The 15,781-nt window shown below is 68.6% G+C and carries 13 protein-coding genes; 5 read left to right on the top strand and 8 right to left on the bottom strand.

Annotation, left to right across the window (positions count from 1 at the left end; all coding sequences use genetic code 11):
* Positions 1 to 17: 17 nt before the first annotated feature.
* Positions 18 to 1,037, top strand: coding sequence for a sugar phosphate isomerase/epimerase family protein (locus tag GOAMR_RS19500; protein WP_005191969.1), 1,020 nt, complete (start codon positions 18 to 20; stop codon positions 1,035 to 1,037).
* Here GOAMR_RS19500 and GOAMR_RS19495 read toward each other — a convergent pair.
* Positions 1,027 to 2,181: a Gfo/Idh/MocA family protein gene (locus tag GOAMR_RS19495; protein WP_040515869.1), complete on the bottom strand. Its 1,155-nt coding sequence runs from the start codon at positions 2,179 to 2,181 to the stop codon at positions 1,027 to 1,029. The two genes, GOAMR_RS19500 and GOAMR_RS19495, sit on opposite strands and share 11 nt — an antisense overlap.
* 99 nt (positions 2,182 to 2,280) lie before the next feature.
* Between GOAMR_RS19495 and GOAMR_RS19490 the strand changes: the two genes are divergently transcribed.
* A complete protein-coding gene (locus GOAMR_RS19490; RefSeq protein ID WP_005191958.1) occupies positions 2,281 to 2,694 on the top strand; it encodes a universal stress protein in 414 nt (137 codons plus the stop codon).
* 13 nt (positions 2,695 to 2,707) lie between these two features.
* Here GOAMR_RS19490 and GOAMR_RS19485 read toward each other — a convergent pair whose 3' ends face one another.
* Positions 2,708 to 3,172 (bottom strand): MarR family winged helix-turn-helix transcriptional regulator, encoded by a 465-nt coding sequence (locus GOAMR_RS19485; RefSeq protein WP_244427457.1) that lies wholly within the window; start codon positions 3,170 to 3,172, stop codon positions 2,708 to 2,710.
* Between the two features lie 76 nt (positions 3,173 to 3,248).
* On the opposite strand from GOAMR_RS19485, the gene GOAMR_RS19480 reads away from it, so the two are divergent.
* Positions 3,249 to 4,565: an MFS transporter gene (locus GOAMR_RS19480; RefSeq protein ID WP_005191953.1), complete on the top strand. Its 1,317-nt coding sequence runs from the start codon at positions 3,249 to 3,251 to the stop codon at positions 4,563 to 4,565.
* Between the two features lie 148 nt (positions 4,566 to 4,713).
* Here GOAMR_RS19480 and GOAMR_RS19475 read toward each other — a convergent pair whose 3' ends face one another.
* Entirely contained in the window at positions 4,714 to 6,759 is a 2,046-nt protein-coding gene (locus GOAMR_RS19475) for a CocE/NonD family hydrolase (RefSeq protein WP_040515889.1), read from the bottom strand.
* Between the two features lie 114 nt (positions 6,760 to 6,873).
* Complete coding sequence (locus GOAMR_RS19470; protein ID WP_083837029.1) at positions 6,874 to 8,217, bottom strand: GmrSD restriction endonuclease domain-containing protein; 1,344 nt, start codon at positions 8,215 to 8,217, stop codon at positions 6,874 to 6,876.
* Between the two features lie 212 nt (positions 8,218 to 8,429).
* Between GOAMR_RS19470 and GOAMR_RS19465 the strand changes: the two genes are divergently transcribed.
* Together GOAMR_RS19465 and GOAMR_RS19460 are read left to right on the top strand one after the other, a co-directional pair.
* Positions 8,430 to 9,005 carry a TerD family protein gene (locus GOAMR_RS19465; protein WP_005191950.1) on the top strand — a complete coding sequence of 192 codons (576 nt, stop codon included), beginning with the start codon at positions 8,430 to 8,432 and terminating at the stop codon, positions 9,003 to 9,005.
* Positions 9,006 to 9,156: 151 nt separating this feature from the next.
* On the top strand, positions 9,157 to 10,281 hold the full coding sequence (locus tag GOAMR_RS19460) for a DUF475 domain-containing protein (protein ID WP_005191949.1): 1,125 nt from the start codon (positions 9,157 to 9,159) through the stop codon (positions 10,279 to 10,281).
* Between the two features lie 70 nt (positions 10,282 to 10,351).
* On the opposite strand, the gene GOAMR_RS19455 is transcribed toward GOAMR_RS19460, so the two are convergent.
* Genes GOAMR_RS19455 through GOAMR_RS23820 form a run of 4 tightly spaced genes read right to left on the bottom strand, consistent with a single transcriptional unit; the run spans position 10,352 to position 15,780 of the window.
* The gene (locus GOAMR_RS19455) at positions 10,352 to 10,864 is read right to left on the bottom strand and encodes a TerD family protein (protein ID WP_040515868.1); all 513 of its coding nucleotides are present in this window, start codon (positions 10,862 to 10,864) and stop codon (positions 10,352 to 10,354) included.
* A gap of 37 nt (positions 10,865 to 10,901) precedes the next feature.
* Complete coding sequence (locus GOAMR_RS19450) at positions 10,902 to 12,044, bottom strand: hypothetical protein (protein WP_005191945.1); 1,143 nt, start codon at positions 12,042 to 12,044, stop codon at positions 10,902 to 10,904.
* Positions 12,041 to 13,075: a vWA domain-containing protein gene (locus tag GOAMR_RS23825; RefSeq protein ID WP_005191942.1), complete on the bottom strand. Its 1,035-nt coding sequence runs from the start codon at positions 13,073 to 13,075 to the stop codon at positions 12,041 to 12,043. The genes GOAMR_RS19450 and GOAMR_RS23825 overlap by 4 nt, the downstream gene beginning before the upstream one ends.
* Complete coding sequence (locus tag GOAMR_RS23820; RefSeq protein WP_005191940.1) at positions 13,075 to 15,780, bottom strand: GAP1-N2 domain-containing protein; 2,706 nt, start codon at positions 15,778 to 15,780, stop codon at positions 13,075 to 13,077. Before GOAMR_RS23820 ends, GOAMR_RS23825 begins: the two co-directional genes overlap by 1 nt.
* Position 15,781 lies beyond the last annotated feature (1 nt).

Below are 15,781 nucleotides of genomic sequence, written 5' to 3'. Positions count from 1 at the left end.
AACCGGACAGGACCCCCATGACCAAGACCCTCGGCGTGTACACCGCCGTCCTGCACGACCGCCCGCTCGCCGACGCACTCGATGTGATCAGCGGCCTCGGACTCAACGCCGCCGAGATCAACGCGGGCGGTTTCCTTCCGCCCGTGCATATCCCGGACATCGCCGACATCGTCGCCAGTGAGACCGCCGCGCAGGAGTACCTCGGCATCTTCGCCGAGAAGGGCATCGCGCTCGCGGGCCTGAATGTGAACGGCAATCCGCTGCACCCGAATCCGGTGATCGGCGACAAGCACGCCGGCGACCTGCGCCGGGCCATCAAAGCGGCTGCGGCACTGGGCCAGAAGCGAGTGGTCACCATGTCCGGGCTGCCCGGCGGCGAACCCGGCGCGACCCGCCCCAACTGGAACGTCAACGCCTGGAACTCCGGCGCCCTCGACGTGCTGGACTACCAGTGGGACGAGATCGTGGTGCCGTTCTGGAAGGAGATCGCCGCCCTCGCCGAAGACCACGACGTGAAGGTGGCCATCGAGATGCACCCGCAGAACGTGGTGTTCAGCCCGCCCACCATGCTGCAGCTCATCGAGAAGGTGGGCACCGATTTCGTCGGCGCCGAAATGGATCCCAGCCACCTGTTCTGGCAGTGGATGGACCCGGTCGCGGCCGTCGACTACCTCGGTGACCGGGTGTTCCACGCCGCCGCCAAGGATGTGCGGATCAACGAGAATGCCAAAATCTATGGGGTGCTGGACAATCGGTTCCGGCGGCTCGATCCTTCGGAGGATCGCGTCAACCTGGGCGGCGACGAGTGGGTCAACGAGTGGCCCAAGGATTCGGCCTGGGACTTCGTGGCCCTCGGCCGCGGCCACGACACCGCGTTCTGGGGTGAGTTCCTGGCCGCGCTGTACCGCGCCGACGAGAACATGGCGGTCAACATCGAACACGAGGACGTCTCCCTCGGCCGCATCGAGGGACTGCGCGTGGCCGCCGAGGTGCTGCTCGAGGCCGAGCGACTGGCGACTGCGCCGGTCACCGCCTGAGGCTGACCCAGCTGCCTGTGGCCACCGAATCTGTCATGGCATCAAGGGTTTTCGCACTGGCCACGGCGTCGTCGACGGTAGCGACGGCCGGGCCGGTGCCGGCGATGGCGCGCAGGAACCCGCGGGCCTCGATGACCTTGAGGTCGTCGTAGCTCATCGGGTTGGCCGCACCCGGCTGGAAGGCCGCGTAGTCGCCGGAGCCGGGGCCGACGTGCACGTCGGACACTGGTGCGTCGGTGTAGTGATCCCCTTGTGCGAGTTGAAGTTCGCCCATCCGGCGGTAGTCCCAGGCGACCCTGCCACGGGTGCCGTGGATCTCGAAGCCGTACGAGTTCTGCTCGCCCACCGACACCCGGCTCGCCTCCAGTACGCACCGGGCGCCGGAGGCCATCCGCAGCTGCGCGGACACATAGTCCTCGTTCTCGACCGGTCCGAGCCGGCCGCCGGTCGCGAGCTGGTGTCCGGTGGTGGCGGCCGACGGCTCGGGCCGCTGCGCGATGAACGTCGCGGTGTCGGCGATCAGGGCGTCGATGTCGCCGAGCAGGAAGCGGGTGAGGTCGGCGCCGTGCGAGGCGAGATCGCCGAGCACCCCGTTGCCGCCGAGTTCGCGGGAGTATCGCCAGGTCAGCGCACCGTCGGGGTGGGCGGCGTAGTCGCTGAACAGCCGGATGCGGGCATGGGTGATGTCGCCGATCGCCCCGTCCGCGATGAGGGTGCGCGCGGCCCGCACTGCGGGGACGGCCCGGTAGTTGAAACCGACCGCGGTGCGCAGGTGGTGCGCGGCGGCCGCCTCGGCGACCGCCGTCGCATCCGCGGCCGAGAGCCCGACCGGTTTTTCGATCCACAGGTGCTTGCCCGCCTCGAGCACCGCGCACCCGATCTCGCGGTGCAGAAAGTTGGGCACGGTCACCGACACCGCGTCGATATCGGGGTCGGTGATCAGATCCCGCCAGTCGAGGCAGTGGCGCCGCGCCCCGAAGCGTGCCGCCGCGGCCTCGGCGCGGCCGGGCGCGTCGTCGGCGACGGCCACCAGCACCGGCCGCGGGCAGTCATCGAAGTGGTGGGTGAGCCGGTTGTAGGCGCGGGAATGAACCGCGCCCATCCAGCCGAGTCCGATGACGGCGACGGTGATCTGGTCGGTCATGCGAACGAGTCTGGCATATGTCTTAACATTCTGTCTTGCGGTTCGTCGTCTGGTCGCCTGGTGGCTCGGTAGAATCGGCACCCGGACAGGAGCCGCATCATGACCATTGTTGTTGCCGTATCGGACAATCCGGAAGGCGCGGCGGCAGTCCGCGCCGCGATCGATGAGGCGCGCGGACTCCGCGACAGACATGTCGTCGCCGTCAACACCGGCCACACCCCGCTCGACGTCGGCGGCCTGGCCGGTGATCTCACGATCGAGCTGGTGTTCCCGGACGGCCGCGGCGACCACGACCCGGCGAACGCGGTGCTCGGGCAGATCGCCGAGCATGACGCGAGGCTGCTGGTGATCGGTATCCGGCGCCGGTCGGCCATCGGAAAAGCGTTGCTGGGCAGTCTCAGCCAGAAGCTGCTGCTGCACGCGACGGTGCCAGTGCTCACGGTGAAGGTTCCCGAGCATCCCGATGAGGACAGCCGCACCCACGAGGCCATCGGTACCGCCGACGGCGGCTAGCGGCCGGCGAGAATCAGGCAGGGTCGCCGCGCATGAGGGTTTCGAGCGCGCGGATCGCCGGCAGCGCCTCATCGAGGCTGCGGCGGCGGCCGTCGGGAAGCATCCGCACGTAGCCCGCGACCACCTCCGCGTACTGCCGACGGCGGTCCCGGACCAGTTCGGCCCCGGCGTCGGTGAGCCTGACGAGGGTGGCCCTGCCGTCGGCGGGATCGGGCATGCGCACCACCAGGCCGTCGCGTTCGAGCGAATGCACCAGCGTGGTCATCGTCGGCTGTGTGACGCCCTGCCGGGCGGCCAGGGCGGTGACCCGCATCGGGCCGTCGCTGAGCAGAGCGGCGAGCGTCGACGACGAGGTCATGCTCATCTCCCTGGGCCGGTGCCGCAGCATGGCGCTCAGGAGTGCGTAGAGGGTTTCGGCCAGCTCGGCGTCGGCCGCGGCGCCGAGGGTTTTGCCGGGTATTTCCATTTCGCTGGTCACGCTCCGAGTGTAAGGGACCGGCGAAGGAGGCCCGGCCAAATTGCATAGTCTATCTATATAGAGTACCTATGTATTTATGTCTCACTCCCCGTCCGCATTCCATCAGCCGAAGGCCGTCTGGGCCGTCGCCTTCGCCTGTGTGGTGTCGTTCATGGGTATCGGGCTGGTCGACCCGATCCTCGTGCCCCTCTCCGCCGACCTACACGCCTCCCCGTCCGAGACCACCATGCTGTTCACCAGCTACCTGGTGGTCACCGCCGTCGCCATGCTCATCACCGGCTGGGTGTCCTCCCGCTTCGGCGCCAAGAAGACGCTGATCATCGGCCTGACGCTCATCGTCGCGTTCGCCGCCGCCGCGGGCCTGAGCGGCTCGATCAACGAGATCGTCGGCTTCCGCGCCGGCTGGGGCATCGGCAACGCGCTGTTCATCGCCACCTCGCTGGCCGTGATCGTCGGCGCCGCCAGCGGTGGCTTCGAGGGCGCGATCGTGCTGTACGAGACCGCTCTGGGCGTCGGCATCGCCACCGGCCCGCTGATCGGTGGCCTGCTCGGCGACGTGAGCTGGCGCGCGCCGTTCTTCGGGGTCTCGGTGCTGATGCTGATCGCGCTGGTCTCGACCATCGTGTTCGTCGAACCGACCCCCAAGCCGGACAAGAAGTCGTCGATCACCGAGCCGCTGGTGGCGCTCAAACACCGCAGCCTGGCCATCACCAGCGTCGTCGGTCTGCTCTACAACTGGGCGTTCTTCACGATCCTGGGCTACGCCCCGTTCCTGATCAACATGTCCCCCATCAAGATGGGCTGGGTGTTCTTCGGCTGGGGCATCTTGGTCGCACTGTTCGCCGTGTTCGGCGCACCCACGATGAAGGGCCGCTTCGGCACCGCCCGCTCGCTGTACGTGGCGCTCGGCGGAATGGTCGTGGTCTCGCTGGTCATCGGCATCTGGCCCGACCAGAAGTGGCTGGTCATCGCGGCCGTCATCACCTCCGGCGTCTTCGTCGGCCTCAACAACACGCTGGTCATCGCGGCCGTCATGAGCATCGCGCCGGTGCCGCGTCCGGTCGCCTCGGCCACCTACGGCTTCGTCCGGTTCATCGGCGGCGGCCTGGCCCCGTTCGTGGCCGGCAAGATCGTCGAGCACACCGACGACAACCTGCACCTGCCGTTCCTGCTGGGCGCGGTCACCGCGTTCGTCGGCGCGCTCGTCCTAACCCTGGTGCAGCCGGCCCTGAACAAGGCCGACACCGAGTCGCATGAGGCGCAGTCGCACGAGCGGGAGGACGCAGAGCAGGCCGTCCTGGAGGTTCCCGTCGTGGAGGAGGAGGCGATCCTCGCCGAGGCCGCCTACCAGGAGGATCACCAGATCGCGGCCCAGCATCCCGCCGCTGGTTGAGGTGCGAGCTCGCGAGCCTCGAAACCCGGTGAGACGACAGTGTCATCTCACGAGGTTTCGAGGCTCGTCGCTTACGCTCCTCACGCCTCAACCGGCGAAGAAGCTGTCCGGCGCGTAGACCGCCTCAACCGGCGTTGAAGCTGTCCGGCTATCCCAGAGGCTTCGAGACCGGCAGATTCACGAAGCTCGGGTTATTCGGGTCGAGCTGGATGTGCTGCGGCTTGAGCTGCGAGGCGTTGAGCAGCGGGCGCAGCGGCAGACCGCGCGGCAGGTTCATCGCGAACACGTCGACACGCAGCCGGTGACCGGCCTTGATCAGCGCCTCGGTGGGCAGCAGCCCGATGTCGACGGCGACCGCCTTACCGGGGGTGACCGGCTGCCGCGAACTGAGTGTCAACTTCAGGTACGGATCGATGACGTCGCCGTTGGGGGCGAACTCCGACTTGGCGCTGTCGTACGCACGCAGCGACGTGACCAACTGACCGGAGGTGAGCACCTTCGAGGTGCCGTCGGGTGCGACATCGTTCAGCGTGGCCACCCAGTAGCCGTCGGTCGCGTCGAGCACCGTGTTCAGCCGCACATTGGTGTAGCCGGACACGCTGCGGGTGGTGGGCACCGGGGCACTGGTGAAGCTCAGCGCGTCCCGCTCGGAGACCCGCGCGTCGTCCGAGCACACCGGCAGGATCGCGACCACGCCGATGGACTGCTGGGCACTGTCCCGCGAGCAGATGGTGGCCAGACCCGGGCTGACCGTCAGCCGACCACGGGAGTTGACCTTCGCGGCCTTCAGCGACCCGTCACGCACCGCGTACGGCGCGGTGCCCGAACGCTTGTCGCTCAGGTACAGGCGCTGCCGCTGCATCCCCGCGCGCGGGAACTGCTCGGCGCTGATCCACTTGTCGCCCACCTGCTTGAGGGTGACCGGACTGTACTTGTCGATGCCGTTGTCGATGCCCTTGAGCCACTTGTCGAACCAGGCCTTCTGCAGCACATCCAGGCGGGGCGGGGTGCCGTTGGTTCCGGACTGTCCCCCACCGATGGTCATGTGGTAGCCGTCGCCCATGATCAGCTTCTTCTGGCTCGGCGGCAGCGGGATCTGGTTGAACATCTTCACCTCGCTGTTGGTGAAGAGATCGAACCAGCCGCCGTAGAGCATGGTGGGCACGGTGATCTTGTCGGCGCCCGACTGCCACGAGGTGCGCTCGTCGGAGTTGGTCTCCAGCAGGTTCTTCAGATTCGGCGGGATCGACGCGATGTTCGGGGTGGACAGCGCCGCCATGAGCTGCGGGTAGAAGGTACCCGGCTCACTCATCCTGTCGGCCAGCCACTTCCAGTCGAAGGTGCCGTTCATCATCGACGCGACATTGGGGATGAGCTTGGTCGCGTTGACCAGCGTCAGCCACAGCGGCAGGAACCCGACACCCAGCGCGCCGCCCGGCGCGACCACATCGCGGATGAGGTCGCCGCCCGGCTCCACCGGGACGATCGCCTTGAGCGCCTTGGGCGCCATCTTGGCCGCGTAGATCTGGTTGATGCCCGAGTACGAGACACCGGCCATGCCGATCTTGCCGTCGGACCATTTCTGCTTGGCCGCCCAGTCGATGACCTCGACGGTGTCCTGCTGTTCGCGGCTCTTGAACACCTGCCACGTGCCCTGCGAGAATCCGGTGCCGCGGACGTCGACCACCACCTGGGTGTAGCCGCTGCGGATGAGGTTGTAGTCGGCCATCATCGTCCGCATGCCGCCGTCACGCATCGCACCGACCAGGCCGTCAACACCGCGCAGCGGCCCGGTCAGGTGGATCTTCGAGACCACCTGCTCCATGAACGGCTTGAGGATCGGGTGTTCGGTGGTCGCCGTGCCCAGCGAGGTGAGCAGCTTGGTGTACGGGGTCAGGTTGACGATGACCGGCGTCTTGGTGGCGATGGGACGCTTCTTCGCGTCGGCCGGCCGGTAGACATCCGCCTTGAGCACGGTGCCATCACTCATCCGGATCGGCACGTCGGTCTGGATGCTGACGCCCGCGAACTTCGGATGCTTCGTGTCGTGCGTGGCGGTCCACTGCCTGCCCGCCGCACCGCCCGTCGGATCGGCCGCGGCCACGCCCACGCCTGTCAGCCCGACGGTGACCATTGCCACCGTTGCCAGCGTCGCCGACCGCACCCCGGTCGCGCGAAGGCTTCCCCGCCACATCTGCATCGTTATTACCTCCCGCAAGAGAACATGCGATATCACATATTCGGGAGGACCATAGCAGTTATCGGAGCCACATCATACGGCCGATCCGATTCGTATGGTCTGAACGGACTACTCGCAGGCCACCCCGTCGCCGTCACGGTCCAATTTGCGCGAATAGCCCGGATCACCTGCATGGATCGGTGCGGCGCCCGCCGCCCGTACCTGTGAACAGTTCGCGTAGTAGACGCTGCCGCCCGTGTCCTCGGTCGTGTCGACGGTGTCCTCGGACGTCTCCGGGACCTCGGTCACCTCGTCGGTGGTCTCGGGCACCACGGTCTCGGTGGGGGTCTCCAGCACCCGCCGCGGGGTTCTGGTGGCCGTGCTCCGGTCGGGAACCACGGTGCGGTCGGTGGTCCCGGTGCGGTCGCCCGGGACATCAGACTCAGGGGTATCGGATTCTGGGGTATCGGATTCTGGCGCCGTCGCCCCGCACGTCCCGAGGACCCGTCGCATCGCCGTCTTCTCGGCCGCGGTCACCCACAACCGGTACTTGGTCTTGACGTCGATCTGCCGCGAGACATAGGTGCACCGGTACGAACGGCTCGGCGGCAGCCAGGTCGCGGCGTCACCGTCGCTCTTGCGGGAATTGGTCGGCCCGTCGGTGGGCTGCAGATTCACCGGATCATTGGCGAGGTTGCGGCGGTCGTCGGCGGTGAGCTGCTGCGCGCCCTTCTGCCAGGCGTCCGACAGGGCCACGATGTGATCGATCTGCACAGCCGTCGAGGTCTTCTCGCCGCGCGCGAACTCGATGTCGCGGCCGGTGTACGGATCGTGCAGCGTGCCGGTCAGCACCACACAGTCGCGGGTGCCGGGCTTGAACGTGACCCCGTCGAGGCTCCCCAGCATGTCGTTGCGGGTGTCGCAGCCGTTGTGGCCGCCGTCGACATCGACGTCGTCGGACCAGCGGTCGCCGAACTCATCGCGGCTGTACCCGGTCTTGGGAGCGCGGCCCTTGACGTCGAGGTCATCGAGCCTGCCCAGCGCGATCGTCGCATCCCGGCTGCTCATCCGGGTGGTCGAGGCGACAGCGGAGGCCGATGTGGTCGATGACCGGTGCGGACTGGACGAACCGGGCGAGACGGATGGTCCCTCCGGGATCGAGGTCGCGGCAACCGTCCGGTCCGGATCGTCATCCGGCGAGCCGACAAGGCCCGCGACGACGAGCAGCCCGCCGATCGCCGCACCCACCCCGGCCGGCCACGCCCACTTCCGGGACCGGCGCCGCGGCCCGCCCGGCCCACCGGCGGGAGGGGCCGGCGGCGCGAACGGCGACAGCCCGTCCTCCCCCGCGAAACGATCGGTCCACGACGACCCGTCCCACCAGCGCATCCGTCCACTGCCCGCCGGGTCGGCAAACCATCCCGCACCCGGTAATCCTGACGGCATCGACCACCCGTTCTCGTTGTTCTCCATGCCGACACGGCATCGGACTCTGTACCGTCGATGGCGCGGGAATTGTTACAGGCACGGTAACCGGAACAGGTGTCATCCGGTTCGCCGATGTCCGGCTTATCCCGGTTCGCATAGAGTGGCGGGTGTTGTTTGTCGGCACGACAGACGTCAGCACCACAGACGCCGGCACACCCCGCTGCCGGCACATCTCACCAACGGAAGGGCTATTCACAATGGGCGTGAGCCTGAGCAAGGGCGGAAATGTCTCGCTGAGCAAGGAGGCCCCCGGCCTCACCGCGGTCTCGGTCGGCCTCGGCTGGGATGTCCGGACCACCACCGGCACCGACTTCGACCTCGACGCCAGCGCCATCGCGCTGGGCGCCGACAAGAAGACATTGTCCGACCAGCACTTCGTGTTCTTCAACAACCTGCGTTCGCCCGAGGGCAGCATCGAGCACCTCGGCGACAACACCACCGGCAGCGGCGACGGCGACGACGAGGTCATCAACGTCGACCTCGCGGGCACGCCCCCGACCATCGACTCCATCGTGTTCCCGGTGTCGATCTACGACGCCGAGACCCGCGCACAGTCGTTCGGTCAGGTCCGCAACGCCTACATCCGCGTCCTCAACCAGGCCAACGGCCAGGAGATCGCGCGCTACGACCTGAGCGAGGACGCCTCCACCGAGACCGCGATGGTCTTCGGTGAGCTGTACCGTCACGGCGCCGACTGGAAGTTCCGCGCCATCGGCCAGGGCTACGCCTCCGGCCTGCGCGGCATCGCCCAGGACTTCGGCGTCAACGTCTGATCCACCACATCGAGGTGTGCCCGGGACCGGTCACGACCGGCCCGGGCACACCTGCGGGTTCTGCCCAGTCGGACCCCGACTCCGCAGCGTTGCGGACAATTCATCTGCCCGCGCATCTCCACTGCCCGCATGAAAGGCACCCCGAACTCTCGTGGTTCTCCGAATATTCGGTCTCTCCTTCGTCATCACGATCATCTCGCTGGTCGTCGCGTTCTTCTACGGCGGAACAGAGGCTGTTCTCCTCACCCTGATCCTCGGCATCCTCGAGGTCAGCCTGTCCTTCGACAACGCCGTCATCAACGCCACCGTGCTGCGGCGGATGAGCGAGTTCTGGCAAAAGATCTTCCTCACCGTCGGCGTGCTCATCGCCGTGTTCGGCATGCGCCTGGTGTTCCCGCTGGCCATCGTGTGGCTCACCGCCGGACTCAACCCCGTCGACGCCCTCGACCTGGCCCTCAACCCGCCGGCAAACGGCGCCGAGCACTTCGCCGACGGCTCGCCGAGCTACGAGACGATCATCACCGACGCGCACCCGCAGATCGCGGCGTTCGGCGGCATGTTCCTGCTGATGCTGTTCCTCGGCTTCGTGCTGGAGGAGAAAGAGCTCACCTGGCTCAGCTGGATCGAACGTCCGCTGGAGCGGATCGGTAAGCTCGACCAGCTCGAGGTGGTCATCGCGATCGGTCTGCTGGTCATCACCGCCGAGTGGATCGCGCCCGACGACAAGCGCGCCACCGTCATGGTGGCCGGTGCCCTCGGCCTGATCACCTACATCGTCGTCAACGGCCTCGGTGAACTGTTCCACACCGAGGAGTTCGAACAGGACGACGAGGCCGAAGAAGGTGCCGAGACGGCCGGCAACGGCCGCACCGGTCCGAGTGACCTGGCCAAGGCGGCAGGCAAGGCGGGCTTCTTCCTGTTCCTCTACCTTGAGGTGCTCGACGCGTCGTTCTCGTTCGACGGTGTGATCGGCGCGTTCGCCATCACCGCCGACCCGATCATCATCGCCCTGGGCCTCGGCCTCATCGGAGCCATGTTCGTGCGTTCGCTGACGGTGTACCTGGTCCGCCAGGGCACCCTGTCGGAGTACGTGTACCTCGAACACGGCGCGCACTGGGCGATCGGTGCGCTGGCGCTGATCTTGCTGTACTCCATCGGCACCCACGTGCCCGAGGTCGTCACCGGCCTCATCGGCGTGGTGCTCATCGGCGCGGCGCTGGTGTCCAGCATCATCCGCCGTCGCAACGAGCAGGCCAAGGAACTCACGGCAGCCTGACCCCTCTGATCGCGCAAATCCCGCCCGGGTGGTTATCCGGGCGGGATTTGTCGTCCCAGGCCTGGCGAGGTCAGGAGGTGGTGACGCCGAAGCTGGAGACGGTGGCGACGAGGTCGGGGTACGCGGTGCCCTCCGCCCAGAACTTCCACGCACCCGATTCCCGTGCGAGCCGCCCATAGACCACCGAGCTGGTGTTGGGCAGTCCTGCGGTGAGGTCGTAGTCGGCGACCACGTCTCCGTCCCGACGCACGGTGATCCGCGCCCCCGGAACCCGGCCGAAACCCACCGCGGCGCCATATACGGTGACCGCGACCGCGACCTGAGCGACCTCGGGGTCGATCGTGGCGAGGTCGATCACCAGCGTCTGCTCGGGCCCCTGTTTGCGATAGCTGACCGTACCGTCGGGAGTGGTGACGTTGTTGAAGTAGACGAAGTGCTTGTCTGAGAGGACGGTGCCCGCACGGTCAAGCGCATAACCCGACATGTCGATGTCGTATCCGAGCGAGGCGGTCTCGTTGACCACGACGGTGACAGTGACCCTTGCGTGTCCGCCACCGGCCTTCTTCGTCCGGTTCCTGGTCATATCTATCGCCATGCGTTCGCCTTCCCCGGCCTGTCGTTCATGTCTGCGATACCCCGCGCTCGGCCAGCACCCAGCGGATCGGGTCCAGGCAGCGGAACGGTGAGATGCCGCTGCGGTGCAGCTTCTCCCCCACCGGCGGCATCCCGAGCGCCGACACCGCGAAGAACCGGTTCTCGTAGTACTGGCCGGTGACCGGGTTGCGCAGGGTCCGCAGCATCGGGCCGGCGTGCAGGCGTTGCAGCAGGCTCACCACCTCACAGTGCAGCAAGGTGCCGTCGTCCTCGTCGTACTCGGCGGCGACAAGTCCGGGATCGCGGTTGAACGCCGCGCCCGGGTTGGCCATCACCCGCCCCCAAGAACTCTGCTCCACCCGCGACAGTGCTTGCAGCGCATCAAATTTGGACAACACGAGGCCGATACGCGGGTTGCCGCGACCGATCAGCGACATCACTTTGCGCAGCACGTCGCCAGGGTCGCCGCCGATGAGATTGGTGGGCGGCACCAGGTCGAGGAGCTGATCGGAGATGTCGCGGACCCGCAGCGGGTCGAACAGGAACAGCACGGCGTGCGCCAGGCCGAAGAACTCCCACGACGGCCCGCTCGTCTCCGCGTTCTCCAGATCCTCGCCCGCCACGTCGCGGATGACGAGGAAATGCTGCCTCTCGCCCCAGAATCCGATGTTGAAGATGAGCGGCGGCTGATGGGCGGCGACGGCCGCTGCCGGGGTGGCCGCGGCAATACCGCGCTGCTCGAACAGCGGCCGCTCGTAGTTGGCGGCGTAGGTGCGCTCGGTCACCATGTCGGCGGGGGTGACCTCGGTGTCGGCGGCCTCCAGGAACTTCTTGAGCTGTTTGATCAGGACCGCGATGTACACGGTCTTGCCGGTGTAGCGCGCCCCGGCCATCGCGATGCAGGTGGCATCCCCCCAGCGCCAGTTGCCGGGCAGGTCGTAGTGGCAGAGCGGGCATACCTCGACGTGGTGGGCGACATCCTCGGGCACCGGCGACCACGTGTGGTCGGCGTCCGGCGGGCGCAGCACGGTGTGCACCGATCGGGTGTGCACATCGCCACCGGCGTACCGGGAGGCCACCTGGTTGAGTTCGACGCGGGTGTCGGCACTGTCGTACCAGGCGAACTCGTCGTCGGGCAGGTCGTGGAAGCAGCGCGGGCACTTGGTCATCGGGCGGCCCCCGCGAGGCCCGCCCCGGCCCGTCCGGAGGCGGCCAGGAGGTCGGCGACCACCCGCGAGACGAGTTGCGGCTGCCCGGCCAGGAAGTCGCGGCCACCCACGCCAGGCGGCGGAAGCGGGCAGACGGCACCGGCGAACCCGGGCCCGGAGGACACCGACGCCGAGTGTGAGAGCACCAGCGCGACAACCCCTTCGGCGAATTCCACCACGCCGCGGCCGTCGGTGATCACCACCGTCAGCGACGGCCCGACGGCAACTCCTCCGACGACACGGTCGTGCGGGCCGACAGCCGGGTTCAGGTCCACCGCGTAGCCGAACCCCGCGACCGGGGATTGCCGGAGGTGATCGCCGAGTTCGCTTGCGCTGTACGCTGCCCGGTCGGCACCCGACGGTCCCGGCGCGGCCAGCTCGACGTCTTCCCCACCGGAGAGCACCGCGGCGAGCCCGGCCACGATGTCACCGGCGGCGGCGACCGTGCCGGAGGCGAACAGCGGCGCCATCGACACCGACGTGTCGACGACGCAGCCGACACGCACCCGGTCGGCCTCGTCCACCTGGTCGCGGTGCAGCACCCCCCGGCATGCGACCCGCGCGTGCGCCGCGACCGGCGGCAGCGGGGCGTCGGGCACGGCGAGTTTCGTGGTCACGCCGACGGTGCCGGCGTCGACGGGCACGAGGGTGGCCAGTTCGATGAAGCTCAGCCCCGACACGTCGCGCGGGGTCAGCTGGATGACGTCGGCGCCCAGGTCGGAAGGATCGTCCGGGCCGAGGGTCACGTGCAGGACGGTCCCCTGCCCGAAGCGGTCGCGGCCGTCGGGCACGGCGGAGACGGTGGTCTCCTCGTCGACGCGCGGCAGGATCAGCAGGCTGCCGGTGTGCTGGACCACCCGGACCTGACGTCCGCCGCGGCCCTCGGCCAGCAGCCGTGCGCCGCCGGCGGGTCCGGCGACAGTCAGCGAGACGGCGATCGGCCTGCGCGGCAGCTCCGCCGAGGCCTTGCCGTCGAGTACAAAAGTGGCCATCAGCGTGGGTCCTTCCTGTTCTGTGATGCGACCCGTATCTTCTTGAGCCAGTCCTTGGCGACGCCCGGATACTCGCCGAAGAACCGTTCCGCCCGTGCGGCGTCCCCGCGGGCGAGGGCCGGCCAGACCGCGTCCCGCACCTCGGTCTCCGAACCGGGAAGCGGATATCCGTCGGCGGTGAGAGAACTCAGAATCCGGTCCGACCAGGTTGACGGGTCGTGCACATCCATCAGGGTGCGCACCGGGGGTTCTCCGTCGACGCGGGACAGCACCGCCTGCGCCACCAGCCAATTCGTGTCGACGATGCCAAGCTGGCTCAGGTACTTGAGGAACTGCCAGACGTACCTGCGGATCGGGGTGAGCGCCCCCAGCAGCGGCGTGGCGGCCGGGTCGCCGGCCGTTCCCGACGGCGGGGCCCACGACTCACCGGCGAGCTGCCCGACCACGTATCCGGCGCAGATCGTCTGCGCCAGGTCGGGGGCGCACCGTGGCACCGACGTGACGTCCTCGCGCACGCAGACCGCTACCGCCGCAAGCAGTTCGGCCCGGGTCAGGGGTGCCGCGTTCGGGTTGTCACGCCAGTGGCGCAGCACCGCGGCCGCGACCGTCCCGTCGGTCATCCCGGCATCGCGGCCGCGTCCCCGGTCACCGGCGATGACCTGTGCGAACAGCCGGTGATCCACCGGACCGGTGAGTACCGGGGCCCGCAGCAGCGCCGGGCCGGTGCGGGCCGGTTCGCGACTGGACCAGTCGAGCAGATCCTCCACGTCGGGACATTCGATGTCGACGATCGAGGAGATCACGGCACGGCAGTCCTCATCGCTGTAGCCGTCCGATGAGATCGCGAATTCGATTGCCGCCGTGGCCCATTCACGCCGAATGGAGCGATCGGTGTGCGCGGCCTCCGCGGCGCCGAGCACCTGCGCGACGGCGAACGGATACAGGTAGGCGTCGGCGTCGGTGGGATTGGCGGGAATCGGGATCGCCTGCGCGGCACCACCTTGCGCGCTGGGCGTGTCCTCGAAGATCCAGGACCAGCCGGTGAACCGGATCAGCCGCAGGTAGTCGGGCCGGTACCGGGACAGGATCGGGCGCAGGTAGCGGGCCCGCACGTCGGGGCCGATGAGCTGCGGGGTGAAGTTCCCCGGCCAGCGTTCCGGTGGCTCCCAGAAAAAACCGGCCAGCCCCCCGGAATCCAATGCGGACGCGAGTTCGCCTGTGATCCTGGTGAATTCGTCTCCACGCCGGGCCACCCGATCGATCAGCTCGGCCAGCCGCAGCCCCTCGATCAGCAGGCCCGCCGGTTCGTCGGTGCCCCGCCGCGCGACGAGGGCGGCGATGCGTTCGTCGAGCACGGGGCGCAGCGCGGTCAGTTCGGCGACCGCCGCCCGCGGCACCGAACCCACCGGCCCCCAGCTCACCCACCGCGGATCGGCCACCGCCGCCGCCAGGAACTGGGTGCCGAGCGTCTCCACCGGCCCACCCCCGGAGTGTGCGGCGATGAACCTCGACAGCAGCTGATCGGCCGTCAGCGGATACACCTTGCGCGCCTTGCCGACGCGCTGCGCCGCCCACGGCACCCCGTCCACGCCCTCGGGCGCCTCGTCGGCGATGGCCTTGAGGGCGTCGGCGTGGAACTCGGCCAGGCCCGGGTCCTCCTCGACGGCGATCGCCAACGGCCACAACGGGGTCAAGGTGTCGTCGGCGAACTCCTCGGCGACCTGTTCGCAGCGCGCGAGCACCCGGATCGCGGTCTCCTCGTCGGCCAGCACCCCTTCGGCGAGCGCCGACAGCAACCCGGCGGGCACCTGCCCACGGGTCACCCGGTGCGCCCCGCCGAGGTCACCGAGGTCGGGCACCTCGGCGTCGTCGATCACCAGCGCCGCGGCCGGGCGGCCCGGTTCCGGCGCGGCGTCCCGGGGCATCGCGATCAGGTGCATCCCGCGGCTGATGTCGAGTTCGGCGTAGTCGGGGCGGTCGTGGGTGGTCCACGAGAATCCCTGCGCCACCTGAAGCGGCAGAAAGAAACTCACCGCCGCGATCCACTGCGCCGACACGTCGTGCTCGCCGGTCAGCAGCACCACCGGGGGCCCGCCCGAGATCGCGTGCACGACGGCGTCGAGCAGTACCCGGAACACTCCCTGCCGGTCGATGTCACGGCCGAGCAGGAACTCGACCGCCGAGACCACGTTGATGCCGGGGTTGGGCCGCGGCAGCTCCGGACCGGGCAGGGTGGCCGCGGCGACGTTCGCGGGCCCGAACGGGACAAGCCAATCCGCCGAACCCCAGCGGACGATCGGCCGGTCGGCGCGGGCGGCGAGCGGACGGCGATCGACCGCCACATGCGCGAACACGTTGCCGGGCCGGCCCGAGGCGTCGCGGCCCGCGTCGACGGTGTGCCAGTAGGCGCCCGCCCCGTCGTCGACACACAGATAGCTCAATCGCCTTGGGCGGCCCGCGATCTGGGTCTTACCGGGGAACTGCGGCAGCCGCGGCTCGAGGTCGAAGGCGGTGGCGATGCGTTTGACCAGCCCGTCCTGCTCGGCCTGGGACAGCTGCCCGGCGACCTGTTTGATCTGCCAGCCGCCGGGGCCGGTGCCGTCGTCGAAACTGGTGTAGGTCAGCGCGGCGGGAGCCTTCGGTGTGGTGCCCGTAACCCTGCTCGCGGCGGGCGAGGTGGCGGCCGGGGATTTCGTCAGGTCCATG

The organism is Gordonia amarae NBRC 15530, from assembly GCF_000241345.1.
Lineage (GTDB): Bacteria > Actinomycetota > Actinomycetes > Mycobacteriales > Mycobacteriaceae > Gordonia > Gordonia amarae.
The sequence above is the reverse complement of the archived record's forward strand: the minus strand, read 5'-3'. Positions and strand labels throughout refer to the sequence as shown.